We start from the raw sequence: 14,784 nt of genomic DNA on the forward strand, positions 1-14,784 counted from the left end.
CTGCCATACAATTTGAAGAAGGTCACGACGGTCCTCAATTCCGCATACCGGATTCGACGGTCAGCATCCTGTTCTGGTCGCCGCTACAGCTGGTATCGACTGCCTCCGTACTCAGGCCGGCGTGGTGCCGGGCAGCCCGGTGACCCGGGGCAGTTCGGCGATCGGGGGCAGCTCGGTCATCCGGGCGAGCAGCCGGGCCAGGAAGAGCGTCTGGCGATGCAGTAGGTCCCGGTCCAGCTTGTCGAGGTTGTCGCCCGGGGTGACCTGCAACAGGTAGGCCGGCCCGGTGATCATCGCGATGGTGGGGATGCCGAGTCGGTAGGCGAAGGTCCCCTCGCCGTAGAGGCCGTCCTGGAACGGCTTCTGGATGCCGGTGCGGGCCAGGTCGCTGTGGCGGACCTCGTCGGTGGCCAGCCGGCGCAGGGTCTCGCTGTTGCCCACCGCGACGGCGACCGGCTCGGTGCGGCCGGTGGCGCGGTAGGGGCCGGTGCCGCCGTCGTCGTCCCAGGCCATGGCGCCGAGGTGTTCGACGGCGAGCGCCATGTCGATCCCCGCCGTGATGTCGGGGTGCTCGCGCAGCCACTCGTCCGGCTTCACGGTCGCCGTCTCGGCGGTCATGTGGCTCGGAGAGAACATGAACAGCAGGTCGCGGCGGCGGGTGGCGGCCGGGAACCGGCTGAAGTACTCGGCGAGCGCGAGCAGCGCCGGGCCGCCGTTCTCCTCGAGCGCGTTCTGCCCGTCGGTGTGGGTGGCGACGAGGACGGTTCGTGGGTCCTGGCGCGGCCCGGCTCCTGGCAGGCGGGCCAGCAGGTAGTCGACGGTGGTGCGGCTCCGGTCGGCGTCCAGGACGAGGGTGGCGCGCACCGGCCCGCGGGCGAGCAGGCCGCGCAGGAGGGCGCCCTGCTCCCGGTCGACCCGCAGCGCCGGGAGGTCGGCGTGCTCCTGCTGGTGCGGGGTGTACTGCCCGGCGGCGAGGGCGGGTGACATGTCGGAGACCTCGATCATGCCGACGGCGCCGTGGGCGCGGGCGGTGGACAGGCCCGGCGCCGGCGGGACCCCCAGCCAGACCCGGGAGTAGTCCTCCGCCGCGAACTCGGCGCGGGCCTCGGGCGGGTGGACGTCGTACGCCAGGTCGGCGAGCACCGAGGCACGCAGCCGGGCCACCGGGGCGTCGACCAGCACGATCGCCCCGGACGGCGACCCCGCGCCCGGGACGCCCGGGGCATCCGGGGCTCCCAGAGCACCCGGGCCGCTCGCGGCGCCCGCCAGGCCGGCGCCGGCGGCCTGGTAGTCGGCTTCGGCGCCGGCGCCCAGGTCGACCAGCGGTCCCTCGACACCGGCCGGGCCGGTCTCCCCCGAGTACGGCCGGTAGTAGGCGACAGGCACCGACCGGGTCGCGCCGGTGGCGTCGGTGACCCGCAGCGACCAGGACCGCGCGAGCCACTGCGACAGCGGGGTCGGATGACGGGTCACCTCGAGGCCGTAGTCGCGCAGCTGTCGCTCGAGGTCGTCGATGTGGTGCCGGTGCGCCGCCGAGCCGGTGAACCGCGGTCCCGCCGCGGTCATCCGCTCGACCCAGCCCCAGAGCGTGTCGACGTCCACCAGGTCGGTGGCGGCGATCGGGCCCGGCGTGCCGGTGGCGAAGGGCCGGGGCGCGGCGGTGGCCGACGGGGCGCCGCCCGGATCGGGCGCCGGGCCGTCGCAGCCCGCCGCCCCGGTGCCGGCGACCGCGGCGAGCCCGCCGGAGGCCGCCAGCCGCAGCGTCGCGTCGAGGAATCCCCGCCGGCTGGCCGGCTGCCGCCCGTCCCGCGTCGTCATGGCCCTGGATCATGGCAGGTGCGCGGCCACCCGTCGCCACCTGACGGCTACCCGCGCGACACGGCGTGGTTCGGTCAGGAGGTGCGGGTCGGCTGCGCGAGGGCGGCGGCCGGGGACATCAGGTCACCGACGGCGGCGCGCAGCATCCGGCCGAGGTCGGCGTCCGGGACGGCGGCGAGCACCTCACCGCCGAGCACGAACCCGCCGGCGATCGCGCCGAGGGCGCACATCAGCCGCACCCGCAGCTCCACCGGGACGGTCTCGTCGGTGAGGATCCGCTGGAACCGCTCCTGCAGGTCGGCGTGGTCGGCGTCGTGGCTGTGGCTGTGCAGCCGCTCGAGCGCGCTGTGGTTGCGGATGTGGAACAGGAACAGCGACCGGTTCGCCAGCATGGTGTTGACGACGAGGTCGAGCAGCTGCGGCCAGCGCTCCGGGCGGGCCAGATCCGCCTCGAGGTCGTCGAAGCCCGCCCGGCCGAGATCGTGCAGACGCAGGTGCAGGGCGAGCAGGATGTCGTCCTTGCTCGAGAAGTGGTAGTAGAGCGCCGCCTTCGTGAAGTTCATCCGCTCCGCGATCTCGCGCAGCGACACCGCTTCGTACCCGGCGGTGCTGAACAGCTCCAGGGCCACGTCGAGGATCCGTTCCCGGGTGCTCTTCTCCCCTTCGGTGGGCGCGGGCGGTCTGGGCATGATCTCAACCTACTTGACGACCTGACACGACGTTACTTACCTTGCGACAGGTAAGTCAGCTTACCTGCTGGCAGGTAAATATTCGGCGGGACGGAGCCCGGATGGACCAGATCATGATCGAGGCGACGGACCTCGCGAAACGCTACGGCGACACCCAGGCGCTGGCCGGGGTCGACCTGAGCGTCCCCGCGGGAACGATCCTCGGCGTCCTCGGCCCGAACGGGGCGGGCAAGAGCACCGCCGTGCGGATCCTGACGACGCTGGCCCGGCCGGACGCCGGTCACGCCCGCGTCGCCGGCTACGACGTCGTCACCCAGGCCGGCGAGGTCCGCCGACGCATCGGCGTGACCGCGCAGGACGCCACCGTCGACGAGGCGCTGACCGGCCGGCAGAACCTGCGGATGGTCGCCGAGCTCAGCGGCCTGCGCCGCGGCGCGGCCGCCACCCGCGCCGACGAGCTGCTGGAGCGGTTCGAGCTGGCCGGCGCCGCCGACCGCGTGGTGAAGGGCTACTCGGGCGGGATGCGCCGGCGCCTCGACCTCGCCGCCAGCCTGGTCGCCCACCCGGCCGTGCTGTTCCTCGACGAGCCGACCACCGGGCTGGACCCGACGAGCCGGGCGCGGATGTGGGACGTCGTGCGCGACCTCGTCGCGGCCGGCACGACGATCCTGCTGACCACCCAGTACCTGGAGGAGGCCGACGCGCTCGCCGACCGCATCGTGGTGATCGACCACGGCCGGGTCGTCGCCCGCGGCACCGCCGGTGAGCTGAAGGCGGCGACCGGCGGGCACCGGCTGGAAGTCACGCTGAGCGCCCCGCACGACGGCGCGCTCCCCGCGTTGGCGCCTCTCGTCGAGGGCCGGGTGGACGTGGACGCGGGCGGGCGGCGGCTGCGGGCCGGGGTGCGCAGCGGCTCCGGGGTGGCGACCGAGGTCATCCGGGCCCTCGACGGGGTGGGCGCGCTCGTCGACGACGTCGTCGTGCACGCCCCGTCCCTCGACGACGTCTTCTTCGCGCTCACCGGCCAGGGAGTGTCCTGATGTCCCAGCTCACCGTCGCGACCGGCACCCCCACGCCGATCGCCCCCACGGCGCCCGCGGCGCCCGCGCGGTCGGGCTCGATCGGCCAGGCGGTGCGCGACGTCGTCGTGCTGACCCGCCGCAACCTCGTCCACGTCGCCCGGGAACCTCTGCAACTGTCCGACGTGACCATCCAGCCGGTGCTGTTCACGCTGCTGTTCGTGTACGTGCTCAGCGGCGGCGTGGCCGTCGGAGGCGGGGACTACAAGCAGTTCGCCATCGCCGGGCTGATCTCGCTGAACCTCACGACCGCCTCGATCGGGACGGCGGTCGGCCTGAGCACGGATCTGGGCAGCGGCGCCGTCGACCGGTTCCGCACCCTGCCGATCTGGCGGGCCGCCGTCCTCGTCGGCCGGTCGCTGTCCGACCTGCTCTCGTCGCTGGTGTGCATGTCGATCGTCGTGCTCACCGGGCTGGCGATCGGCTGGCGGCCGCACACCTCGCCGGCCCGGTTCGCGGCGGCGTTCGCGATCCCGCTGCTGTTCGCCTACGCGCTGGCCTGGGCGACGGCGTGCCTGGGCATGGTCAGTGACGGCCCGGAGAGCGCGCAGGGGATCGGGCTGGTGGTGTTGTTCCCGCTCGCGTTCGTCTCCAACGCGATGGTGCCCACGGCCGGCATGCCGGCCGCGGTGCGGGCGATCGCCGAGTGGAACCCGGTCAGCGCGGTGACGGCGGCCGCGCGGGACCTGTTCGGCAATCCGAACCCCTCGGCCACCGCGGACGCCTGGCCGATGCAGCACCCGGTGGTCGCCGCCGTGCTCTGGTCGGTGGGGATCGTCGCGGTGTGCGCGCCGCTGGCGGTCGCCCTCTACCGGCGCCGCACGACCGACTGAACGCACCCGCAGCCGCAGCCATTCGTCAACTCTAGGTTGACGCTCCGAGGAGCGTCAACCTAGAGTTGACGAATGACGAACCCGAGCCCCGTCCCCATCAGCAACCCCGTCCGCCTCGACGACCTCATCGCGGCGATCAAGACGGCGCACTCGGACGCCCTCGACCAGCTCACCGACGCCGTCATGGTCGCCGACCACCTCGGCGAGGTGGCCGACCACCTCATCGGCCACTTCGTCGACCAGGCCCGCCGCTCCGGCGCATCCTGGACGGAGATCGGCGCCAGCATGGGCGTGACGAAGCAGGCCGCCCAGAAGCGCTTCGTACCCAAGGGGCCCGGCGAGCCGTCCAGCCTCGACCCGTCACAGGGGTTCGGCCGCTACACCCCGCGGGCCCGCAACAGCATCGTCGCCGCCCAGAACGAGACCCGGGCGGCGGGCAACGCCGAGATCACCCCCGGCCACCTGATCCTCGGTCTGCTCGCCGACCCGGAGGGCCTCGGCCCGGCCGCCATCGCCGCCCAGGGTGTCTCCCTCGACGCCGTCCGCCAGGCGGTGACCGCGGCCCTGCCCCCGCGGGTGGACGACCTTCCCGCTCTGATCCCGTTCGACGGGCCGTCCAAGAAGGCCCTGGAGCTCACCTTCCGGGAGGCGCTGCGGCTGGGGCACAACTACGTCGGCACCGAACACATCCTGCTGGCGCTGCTGGAGCTGGAGGACGGCACCGGCCCGCTCACCGCCCTGGGGATCAGCAAGACCGCGGCCGAGACCTACCTCGCCGAGGTCCTCTCCCTGATCACCGGCGGCCAGGACTCCGGTGTGTCCCCGTCCTGACCTGGCGACGGCCCGGGGACTCGCGCTCTCACGCTCGCGGCGCCACGGTCACTCGTGAATCGTGGTGATGATCCCGTCGAGGCCGACCCGTCGGATGGTCGTGCCGGTCTCGTTCACGTACAGGACGCCCGCGGCGTCGACCGTGATGCGGCGGGGAAACCAGAGCCGGGCCTTCGCGGCGGGGCCGCCGTCGCCGTCCGAGCCGAGCTCGCCGGTGCCGGCGACGGTGGTGATGGTCCCGCCGGGGTCGACCCGCCGCACCCGGTTGCCGAGGGACTCGACGACGTACAGACCGCCCGCCGGGTCGAACGCGAGGACAGAGGCATCGACGGACAGGCTCAGGGCGGCGGCGGTCGCCGGGCCGCCGTCCCCGCTGTCGCCCTCCCGGCCGCCGCCGGCCAGGGTGCGCACGGCGCCGTCCGGGCCGAGCACCTGGATCCGGTCGGCGGAGTAGTCGGCGATGTAGACCTGTCCGTCGCGTACCTCCAGGTCACCGATGTTGGCCGCGACGACGGGCACGTCCTCCTCGCCCTCCGGGGGCGCCTCGGTGGATCCCGGCTCCTGCGTGCGGGCGACGACGTGCAGGATGCCGTCGCGGTCGACCCGGTAGATCCGGCCCGCGCCGTAGAGGTAGAGGTCGCCGTCCGTGTCGACGGCTATCGGGCCTGAGATGAAGGAGAGCGAGACCTCGGTTGCCGGCTCGCCCTCCCGGGCGAGGCGCGTCCCGCCACCCACCACCGTCGTGATCACCCCGTCGCGGCCGATCCTCCTGATCTTGCCGTTCGAGTCCTCGCCGAGATAGACGGTGCCGGCGCCGTCGACCGCGACGGCGTCGAGCCCACGCAGGCGTGCCTGGACGGCGGGGCCCCCGTCACCGTCCGACCCCTGCGCACCGGTGCCCGCGACGACGGACACCTTCCCGTCCAAACCCAGCCGCAACAGCCGGGTGCCGCCGTCCTCGACGACGTAGAAGCCGCCGGACGGCGCGGCGGCCCAGGCGGCGATGCTGTCGATCGTCGCGGGCGCGGGAGTCCGCGGCGGGGCGGTCGGGGTGACGGGGACGGCGACCTGGTCGTCGGAGCCCGCACCGCCGCCGACGAGCACGACCACTCCGGTGACGGCCAGGGCGACCGCGGCCACCCCGGCGGCCACGGCGGCGGTGACGCGCCGCCCGCCCCACCCGGCGGTACGCCGGCGCGGGCCGTACGGGGTGCCCTCGAACAGGTTCCGCCCCGGCGGCCCGGAGGCGCCGCCGGAACCCGCGGAGCCCCCCGGACCGGGCCCACCCGGCGCGACCGGAACCGCCACCGGACCGGACGTCACCGCCAGGTCAGCCGCCCCCGGTGAGCCCGGCGGGCCGGGTTCGCCGGGTGGGCTCACCGGACCGGAGGGTCCGGGCGGGACGGACCGTCCCGCGGCCGGGGTGAAGCGGCGGACGGTGCCGGTGCCACCGGGCGGATCCGGTGCGTCCGTGGTCTCGGTGCGCCGGACGATCAGCCCGCTGCGCGCCAGCCAGTCCGGGCCGAACAGACCGAGGGCCGCCTCCGCCAGGGCGCGGGCCAGCTCGTGCGCGCCGGGCTGGCGGGCGGCGGGATCCTTGGCCAGCGCACGCAGGATGATGTCGCTCACCACCGGCGGCACGCCGGGCGGCGCGGGCGGGTCGACCTCGCACTGATGGCGCAGCAGCTGCGCGACCCCCAGCCCGGGGTCGAACATGGGCCGGCCCGCGGCCAGCTCGTAGAGGACGGCGCCGAGCGCGTAGAGGTCCGCGGGCGGCCCGACCGGCGCACCGGTGATCTGCTCGGGCGCCATGTACTTCGGGGTACCGACGGCGCGGCTGACCGTACCCGCCCCACCCTCGACGATCTTCCCGATGCCGAAGTCGGTGAGCTTGGGCTGCCCGGCGTCGGTGAACAGGATGTTGTCCGGCTTGATGTCACGGTGCAGCACGCCATGGGCGTGCGCGTGGGCGAGCGCGTCGGCGACGGCCACCCCGACGGCGAGGGCCGCCTCGGCCCGCAGGCGGTGCTGGGCGAGGCTGCCGCCCCCCAACTTCTCCATGATCAGCAGGCACAGGTCGTCCTGGGCGACGTAGTCGTAGATGCGGACGATGTGCGGGTGGTCGAGGCGGCTGAGCATCCGCGCCTCGGCCCGGAAGTCGTCCGCGAGCGCCGCCACCAGGATCTTGATCGCGACAGGGCGGTCGAGATCCTGGTGGTGCCCGGCGATGACCAGGCCGAACGAGCCCGAGCCGAGCTGGTCGCCGAGGATGTAGCGGGGCAGCGCGTGGGCGATCCGCGCGCGGTCGACGGCGGGCACGCCGGACCCTAGGCCGCGGTGCCCGCGACCGCGGGCGTCGCAGCTGTCGCGGGCGGGACGGGTCCGGCGGGCGCCGGGGACGCGCCGGGGGCCGGTGAGGACGTCGGGCACGGCGCGGCGGCGCAGCTGCCCGGCGGGAGGCGTACGGCTCGCACCCGGCTGTCGATACCGTCGGCGATGTAGAGGTTCCCGAGCTGGTCGAGAGCGAGTCCGCCCGGGTACACCAGCTCGGCGGCGGTCGCCGGGCCGCCGTTGCCGGAGTACTTCGACACCCCCGTACCGGCGATCGTGGTGATGGTCCCGTCGGGGGCGATGCGGCGGACCCGGTTGCTCCCCGGGTCGGAGAGGTAGACGTTGCCCGCAGCGTCGACGACGAGGTCGGCGCCGACCGCGTTGATCTGCGCCTGGTCGGCCGGGCCGCCGTCACCGGAGTACCCCGTCTTTCCCGTCCCGGCCAGCGTGCTGATCGTCCCGTCCCCGGCGATGCGGCGCACCCGGTGGTTGTCCTGGTCGGCGACATAGAGGCTGCCGTCGGGGCCGCGGGCCAGCGCGCTCGGATAGCTGAACCGGGCGGACGTGGCCGGGCCGCCGTCACCGCCGAAGCCCTCCGCGCCGGTGCCCGCGATCGTGGTGATGATCCCGTCCAGGCCGATGCGGCGGACCCGGTTGTTCTCACCGTCCGCGATCAGCAGACTCCCGTCGGTCTCCATCAGCACGGTGTTGGGGTAGTTGAGCTTCGCGTTCACCGCGGGTAGGCCGTCGCCCGAGTAGGCCAGGCCGTCCTCGCTCACCTCACCGGCGAAACCGAACTCGTCCTGCCCCGCGATCGTGGTGATGATCCCGTCCCGGCCGATGCGGCGGACCCGGTGGTTCCGCGTGTCGGCGACGTACAGGGTTCCGTCGGGGGCGACCGCGACACTGGTCGGCTCGTCGAGCTGCGCCTCGGTGGCCGGGCCGCCGTCGCCGGAGAAGCCGTCCGCCCCGGTGCCGGCGACCGTGGTGATCGTGCCGGCCCGGTCGACGCGGCGGATCCGGTGGTTGTCGGTGTCGGCGACGTAGACGTAGCCGCGCGGGGCGTCGATGGTCAGATCGCTGGCCCGGTCGAACTCCGCCTGTACGGCGGGACCGCCGTCGCCGGAGAAGCCGTCCGAGCCGGCCCCGAACACGGTGGTGATCGTGCCCGTGGCCAGCTCCGGCTGCCAGGCCGGCGGCGGCGCGGGCGGCGCCGGGGGCGCGGGCTCGGGCTGGCCCCACACCGCCCAGCCGACCCCGCCACCGGCGACGAGGGCGAGGAGGACAGCCAGCGCCGTCACCGCGAGCGGCACCCGGCCGCCGGATCCGCCGCCGGCGAGCAGCACCGCGGGCAGCCGGGAACGCACCCGTCCGGCCGGGCCCGGGCCGCCGGCACCGCGCCACGGATGGTCGTCGGCCCGCGGGGCCCGCCCGAACCTGCGGGTGGTGATCTGGCGGACGTCGTCGGCGAGGTGGATCGGGATGCCGGCGCGGTCGAGCCAGTGCCGCCCGAACACGGCGGTGGCGGCGCGGGCCAGATCGATCGCGAACGCCCGGGCGCTGGGATGGCGGTCCTCGGGCCGCTTGGCCAGGCTGCGCATCAGCACGGCGGCCAGCGGAGCCGGAACCCCCGGCGGCGGGGGCGGGACGACCTCGGTGTGATGGCGCAGCAGCACCGGCAGCGGCAGCGACGGCGGGGCCAGTGACGCGCCGGTGAACAGCTCGTAGAGGACGACGCCGAGCGCGTACAGGTCGGTGGCCGGGCTGAGCCGGTCGCCGGTGATCTGCTCGGGGGCCATGTAGCGGGGGGTGCCCACCACCCGGCTCGCCGTCGACGCCGACCCCTCGAACACCTTCGAGATACCGAAGTCGGTGATCTTCGGCTGGCCGGCGTCGGTGAACAGGATGTTCGCCGGTTTGATGTCGCGGTGCAGCACGCCGTGGGCGTGCGCGTGGGCGAGCGCGTCGGCGACGGCGAGGCCGACCGCGCAGGCGGCCTCGGGGCGCATCACCCGGTGCGTCAGCGTCCCGCCGGGCAGCATCTCCATCACCAGCAGACACAGGTCACCGCGGGTGACGTAGTCGTAGGTCCGCACGATGTGCGGGTGGTCGAGCCTGCTGAGCAGCCGGGCCTCGGTGCGGAAGTCCGCCGCCGCCTCGGCCGCTCCGCTGGAGAGCACCTTGACCGCGACCCGCCGGTCGAGCTCCTGGTGGTAGCCGGCGAGGACGAGCCCGAAGGCACCCGACCCCAGCTCACCGCCGATCCCGTAGCCCGGGAGCGCGGCGGCGACACGCGCGCGGTCGACGACTGGCACGGCTCCCCTCCGTCCTGGTCTGGTCGTCCGGTCTGTCGGTTGTCCGGCTGTCTGGTCCGCTGGTTCTCGTTCCGGCACCGGGACGGCCGGCGGCTCCGGTGCTACCCGGAGCCGGTCAGCTCCACGTGGAGCACCCGGTTGTGCCGCCGGTCGGCGACGAAGACGTCCCCGGTGGGATCGAGCGCGACCGGCCCATCGGGACTCATCTCGTCCGGGTCGACGGACTCGTCCCGGCCCGGGTGGGCGGTGCCCGCGACGGTGGTGATGATCCCGGACGGGTCGACCCGCCGGATACGCCGGTTGGTCCGGTCGGTGATGAAGATGGCGCCCCGCGCGTCGACGGCGACCCCGCGCGGGGAACGCAGCGTGGCGCGGGTAGCCGGCCCGCCGTCGCCGGAATAGCCGGGCAGGCCGGTGCCGGCGACGGTCTCGATCACCCCGTCCAGCCCGATCCGGCGGATCCGGTTGTTGCCGGAGTCGGCGATGTAGAGCCGGCCGGGACGGTCCATCGCCACACTGATCGGGAACGTCAGCAGGGCGTCGACCGCCGGGCCGCCGTCGCCGAACGCGCCCTCGCCGTCCCCGCCGGCCACGGTCTGGATGATCCCGTCGGTGCCGACCCGCCGGATCCGGTTGTTGCCGCTGTCGGCGATGTAGATGTTGCCGGTCGGGTCGGCCACGACCCCGCCGGGGTACCAGAGGCTGGCCTCGGTCGCGGGGCCGCCGTCGCCGCCGGGCCCGCGGTCGTCGCCACCGGCCACGGTGGTGATGATCCCGGCCGGGTCGACGCGGCGGATCCGCTGGTTGAACGTGTCCGCGATCAGGATGTTGCCGGTCGAGTCGAGCGCCACCGCCGCCGGCTGACGCAGCTGCGCCTGGGTGGCGGGCCCGCCGTCGCCGGAGAAGCCCGCCTCGCCGGTCCCGGCGATCGTGGTGATCGTCCCGTCCGCCGTGATCCGCCGGACCCGGTTGTTGTCGAAGTCGGCGACGTAGATGTTGCCGGCCCAGTCCGCGACCATCCCGAACGGGCCGTTGAGCGCCGCCGAGCCGGCGGGGCCGCCGTCGCCGGAGAACGCCGCCTCGCCCGTCCCGGCCACCGTGACCACCGGGTACGGCGGTGGCGGCGGCAGCGGTCCCGGCCGTTCCGGCGCCGCCGCCGTACCCGGACCACTCAGCGGGCTGGCCGGAGCGGCACCGGTGACCGCCTGCTCGTCGCCGGTGACCCGCGGGACGACCAGCGCGGCCACGACCGCCAGCACCGCCGCGACCGCGGCGCCGACAATCCACACCCGCCGCCGGGACGCCCGCCGGCCGGCCGGTCCCTCAGGCCCGCCGGGGCCGGCGCCGGGTGCTCTGCCAGGCGTGGCGCCGGGGGTGGCCCACGGTCCGCCGGGATGGTGGCCGGCAGCCTGGTGGCCGGGGCCGCCACCGGCCGGCTCGCCTGACGCCGCAGGCGGGAACGCGCCGGGCGGGCCGACAGGCACGGGCTCCGGAAGCAGGGAGGTCACCGGCGGCAGCGGCGGGTCCAGCCTCGTGGTCCGCCCCGCCGGATCGTCCTCGGCCCCTGTGCTGGCTCCGGCACCTCCGGGGCCGCAGCCAGGTGTGCCGCCGGTGCCGGTGCCGGTGGCGGTGGCGCCCGGCGGTCCCAGCGCCGGGTGGGGCCCCGACCCCTGCTCGCGCAGCCCGTCACTGACCGCCAGCGGGACGTCCGCCCGCGCCAGCCAGTCGCCGCCGTACCCCAGCCGCGCGGCCGCGGCGAGATCCATGGCGAACTGCCCGGCGGTGCGGTGCCGCTCCCCCGGCGCCTTCGCCAGCGCTCTGGCCAGCACCGCCGCCATCGGTGGCGGAACGCCCGGCGGCGGAGCCGGGACGACCTCGCAGTGATGGCGTAACAGGTCGGGCGCGGTCAGGCCGGCACCGAACAGCGGCGTCCCGACCAGCAGCTCGTACAGGGTCGCGGCCAGCGCGTAGATGTCCGTCGCGGGCCCCAGGCGGCCCCCGGTCACCTGCTCGGGTGCCATGTACTGGGCGGTTCCGACGACCCCGCCGGCGGTCAGCGGCGTCCCGTCGACGAGCCCGACCACGCCCAGGTCCGTCAGTTTCGGCCGGCCGTCCGCGGTGAAAAGGATGTTGGCGGGTTTGACATCGCGGTGCAGGACGCCGGCGGCGTGGGCATGCATCAGCGCGTCGGCGGCGGCGAGCACGACCGCGCACGCGGCCTGCGGGGTCAGGCTCTGGCTGGCCAGCGTCCCGCCGGGCAGCAGTTCGGTCACCAGCAGCCGCAGCCCGTCGGCGGGGACGATGTCGAGCAGCTGGCACAGGTGTGGATGATCGAGCTGGGTGAGGATCCGGGCGTCCTGGTCACCGTCCGGGGCCGGCGGCGGACCGGCACCGGGATCCGACCCGAGCACGACGGTGCCCGCGGACGCCCCGCTGGGGCCGTCACCGTCGGCCACGCCCAGGTCGAGGATCTTGACGGCCACGTCCGTTGCGGCGCCGTCGCCCGCCGCGTCGCCTCCCGCCTGGTCCAGGCCAGGCGCGCCGGGGCCGGGTGCGAGTCGACGCCCGGCGATCACCAGACCGAACGCGCCCGCGCCCAGCTCGCGGCCGAGCACGTACCCCGGCAGTGCCGTGGCCACCCGAGCCCGGTCGATGACCGACACAGACCGACCTCCTGGTCGCCGCCCCGCGGAACGATGGTGCGCGAGACACGCCCGCTATCACCATCCGTGCCCCTTTTCGGGCACCCCTAGAGTGCCGGATGGTAGCAAAGCGCGATCGGTCCCGGTCCGGCAGTGATACGCCCACCCGGGCCCTAACACGACCGACGCATGACCGGCTTCGACCCCACCGCAGCACTCTGACCTGCGGTAACGCAGCGAACGAGATGCCCGGCGGCTGCGGCACCCGCCCCGACTCGCCGGACCGACCGGTACCCGCTGACGGCTATCCGACAACGAGGCCAGGAGCCGGCCTCCGGCGCGGGCGGCCCTCACGCCGTAGTGGACGACCCTGACACCCGGCGCCGTCCCATCAACGAGATCTGCCTGGTCCGGGACGACTTCCTCGTCGCGGACCTGTGTCACGCCGACCTCGAAGGCGCCTGGCTGGAAGGCGTGCAGGGGACCACATCCACGTGCTGACCCGACATCGCCCTGCCAGACATCGACCCGGGTCACCCCAGCCAATCCCCTGTACGCCCCCGATGTCATTCATGGCTGGCGCGACGACAATCGCACTCCGTGACGTCATCACTGGTGGAGGTGCGAAAACCATTTTCGCATATGTTCGCGGTGAGCTCGTCGCGCCATCCATTCCCGACGGAGATCAAATACCTCTCAGTAGAACAGCAAGATCATCAGTCGGAGGCGCAGGCCGTCAACGGCGTTGACTATCTTGGGTTTGGGATGGCGGGCCACGTTCGAGGGGCGGGACCGGGCATAGGGACGCCCGGCACCCGGAGGAGACACTTCGACGACCGGGCCTTCGCGGCGCCCGGCTGGTTGTGGTTGCTGGTGGCGTTGGCGCGATCGGGTTCGGTTCGGCGCCTGACCAGATAGGTTGCTGCGCGTGCCCGATTTCAATCTCGCTGCTTCCTCGCCCGCTGAGGCGTTCGCGGTTCTGAGGGAAGGCAACGCGCGCTTCGTGCGCGGTGAACGGCTGCACCCGAACCAGGATGCTGACCGTCGATCGGCTGTGGCGCCGAGACAGCATCCGTTCGCCGTGCTGTTCGGATGTTCTGATTCCCGCCTGGCAGCTGAGATCATCTTCGACCGGGGGTTGGGGGATCTCTTCGTGGTGAGGACCGCCGGTCACGTCGCCGGGCCTGAGGTTCTGGGCAGCATCGAGTACGGCGTCAGCGTGCTCGGCGCGCCACTCGTCGTCGTTCTCGGCCACGATTCGTGTGGCGCTGTCACCGCGGCGTCCGAGGCAGATCGTGACGGGACCGCGCCTGCGGGCTATCTCGGGGACGTGGTCGAGCGGGTGATGCCGAGTGTGTTGTCGGCGCGGGCGGCCGGACACACTGACATCGACGCGTTCGTGCGCACGCATATCCGGCGGACGGTCGACGGCCTGGTCGGCCGGTCAGTCCTGCTCGCGGCCGAGGTCGCCGCAGGACGATGTGCGGTAGTCGGTCTGTCCTACCGGCTCGCTGAGGGCACCGTCGGCGTTGTCACCAGCCACGGGCCTGTACCCGCAGCCACCCGATGACCTGCGCCGGCGCCCACCGGCTGCCTCACTGTGGACCACACCGGCGACCGGCCTCGCCGAGTCGCGGCCCTACCTGTCAAGATGGTTCGAGCCAGGGATGTCGGTACATGCCTCACCAGAACCTACCTCGATGATTGATGGATCGTACGGGGCCCGCACTCACGGCTCTATCCACTAAAGCGCGAGACCGTCCTTTAGCCGCCCAGATTCCCTACCCGTGTCCGTAGTAGTTTGCTCGCTTGTCCACCAAGAGGCGAACGACCGATTCGGCGATCGATAACGAAGGGTCCTTTCGAAGGCTCCGATATTCATCCAGGCGTAGAGTTTTACCATTCTTGAGCGATAGAACGGAAATTCGCCAGGGAAGAACTTCGCCCGCATCGACGATGGAGGTGGAATTTATTTCGGACCAGGAGAATTTCCTGGTGTTTTGGATTCTTCGAAGTGAAATCCCCACATCTCCCACCACGATTCGAAGGCGAATTAGTCTCACAATCAAGAGGGTGCTCAGTGTCGCTATAGCTCCGCTGAAGATGCGGCCACCTACGCCTCCCACCTCGTCAGCGGAAACTACCAGTCCGCTTAGGCCGATCACTCCAAAGGCCATTGCTGGCACTGTCATCGCCCAACTATAGAGGCGGGGTCGCAGTACTATCCCGTCAGCAGCCATAGCAGC

General features: G+C 73.3%; 10 protein-coding genes. 5 read left to right on the forward strand and 5 right to left on the reverse strand.

Features of this window, described 5'->3' with window-relative positions; genetic code table 11:
* Window positions 1-111: 111 nt before the first annotated feature.
* Together BBK14_RS16230 and BBK14_RS16235 are read right to left on the reverse strand one after the other, a co-directional pair.
* Entirely contained in the window at window positions 112-1,818 is a 1,707-nt protein-coding gene (locus BBK14_RS16230; RefSeq protein WP_071063401.1) for a hypothetical protein, read from the reverse strand.
* A gap of 74 nt (window positions 1,819-1,892) precedes the next feature.
* Window positions 1,893-2,507 carry a TetR/AcrR family transcriptional regulator gene (locus BBK14_RS16235; RefSeq protein WP_071063403.1) on the reverse strand — a complete coding sequence of 205 codons (615 nt, stop codon included), beginning with the start codon at window positions 2,505-2,507 and terminating at the stop codon, window positions 1,893-1,895.
* Between the two features lie 101 nt (window positions 2,508-2,608).
* Between BBK14_RS16235 and BBK14_RS16240 the strand changes: the two genes are divergently transcribed.
* The 3 genes from BBK14_RS16240 to BBK14_RS16250 all read left to right on the forward strand — a co-directional run bounded on the left by BBK14_RS16240 (window position 2,609) and on the right by BBK14_RS16250 (window position 5,250).
* Window positions 2,609-3,547, forward strand: coding sequence for an ATP-binding cassette domain-containing protein (locus BBK14_RS16240; protein ID WP_071063405.1), 939 nt, complete (start codon window positions 2,609-2,611; stop codon window positions 3,545-3,547).
* Window positions 3,547-4,419, forward strand: coding sequence for an ABC transporter permease (locus tag BBK14_RS16245; RefSeq protein ID WP_071063407.1), 873 nt, complete (start codon window positions 3,547-3,549; stop codon window positions 4,417-4,419). The genes BBK14_RS16240 and BBK14_RS16245 overlap by 1 nt, the downstream gene beginning before the upstream one ends.
* 72 nt (window positions 4,420-4,491) lie before the next feature.
* On the forward strand, window positions 4,492-5,250 hold the full coding sequence (locus tag BBK14_RS16250; RefSeq protein ID WP_071063409.1) for a Clp protease N-terminal domain-containing protein: 759 nt from the start codon (window positions 4,492-4,494) through the stop codon (window positions 5,248-5,250).
* 48 nt (window positions 5,251-5,298) lie between these two features.
* Here the strand turns inward: BBK14_RS16250 and BBK14_RS16255 are convergent, their stop codons facing one another.
* From BBK14_RS16255 to BBK14_RS16265, 3 genes are all read right to left on the reverse strand, one after another.
* Window positions 5,299-7,569 carry a serine/threonine-protein kinase gene (locus BBK14_RS16255; RefSeq protein ID WP_071063470.1) on the reverse strand — a complete coding sequence of 757 codons (2,271 nt, stop codon included), beginning with the start codon at window positions 7,567-7,569 and terminating at the stop codon, window positions 5,299-5,301.
* 8 nt (window positions 7,570-7,577) lie between these two features.
* On the reverse strand, window positions 7,578-9,896 hold the full coding sequence (locus tag BBK14_RS16260; protein ID WP_071063411.1) for a protein kinase domain-containing protein: 2,319 nt from the start codon (window positions 9,894-9,896) through the stop codon (window positions 7,578-7,580).
* A gap of 101 nt (window positions 9,897-9,997) precedes the next feature.
* The gene (locus tag BBK14_RS16265) at window positions 9,998-12,559 is read right to left on the reverse strand and encodes an NHL domain-containing protein (RefSeq protein WP_071063412.1); all 2,562 of its coding nucleotides are present in this window, start codon (window positions 12,557-12,559) and stop codon (window positions 9,998-10,000) included.
* Between the two features lie 339 nt (window positions 12,560-12,898).
* Between BBK14_RS16265 and BBK14_RS38380 the strand changes: the two genes are divergently transcribed.
* Both BBK14_RS38380 and BBK14_RS16270 read left to right on the forward strand, forming a co-directional pair.
* Window positions 12,899-13,039 carry a hypothetical protein gene (locus BBK14_RS38380; protein ID WP_157904287.1) on the forward strand — a complete coding sequence of 47 codons (141 nt, stop codon included), beginning with the start codon at window positions 12,899-12,901 and terminating at the stop codon, window positions 13,037-13,039.
* 553 nt (window positions 13,040-13,592) lie between these two features.
* Entirely contained in the window at window positions 13,593-14,108 is a 516-nt protein-coding gene (locus BBK14_RS16270) for a carbonic anhydrase (RefSeq protein ID WP_241831545.1), read from the forward strand.
* Window positions 14,109-14,784 lie beyond the last annotated feature (676 nt).

Origin of the sequence: Parafrankia soli (genome assembly GCF_001854695.1) — a bacterium.
Taxonomy (GTDB): domain Bacteria; phylum Actinomycetota; class Actinomycetes; order Frankiales; family Frankiaceae; genus Parafrankia; species Parafrankia soli.

What these genes read in the sequence shown, in the direction of transcription:
- BBK14_RS16230 (WP_071063401.1), bottom strand. Translation starts at nt 1,818, where the DNA reads ATGACGACGCGGGACGGGCGGCAGCCGGCCAGCCGGCGGGGATTCCTC.
- BBK14_RS16235 (WP_071063403.1), bottom strand. Translation starts at nt 2,507, where the DNA reads ATGCCCAGACCGCCCGCGCCCACCGAAGGGGAGAAGAGCACCCGGGAA.
- BBK14_RS16240 (WP_071063405.1), top strand. Translation starts at nt 2,609, where the DNA reads ATGGACCAGATCATGATCGAGGCGACGGACCTCGCGAAACGCTACGGC.
- BBK14_RS16245 (WP_071063407.1), top strand. Translation starts at nt 3,547, where the DNA reads ATGTCCCAGCTCACCGTCGCGACCGGCACCCCCACGCCGATCGCCCCC.
- BBK14_RS16250 (WP_071063409.1), top strand. Translation starts at nt 4,492, where the DNA reads ATGACGAACCCGAGCCCCGTCCCCATCAGCAACCCCGTCCGCCTCGAC.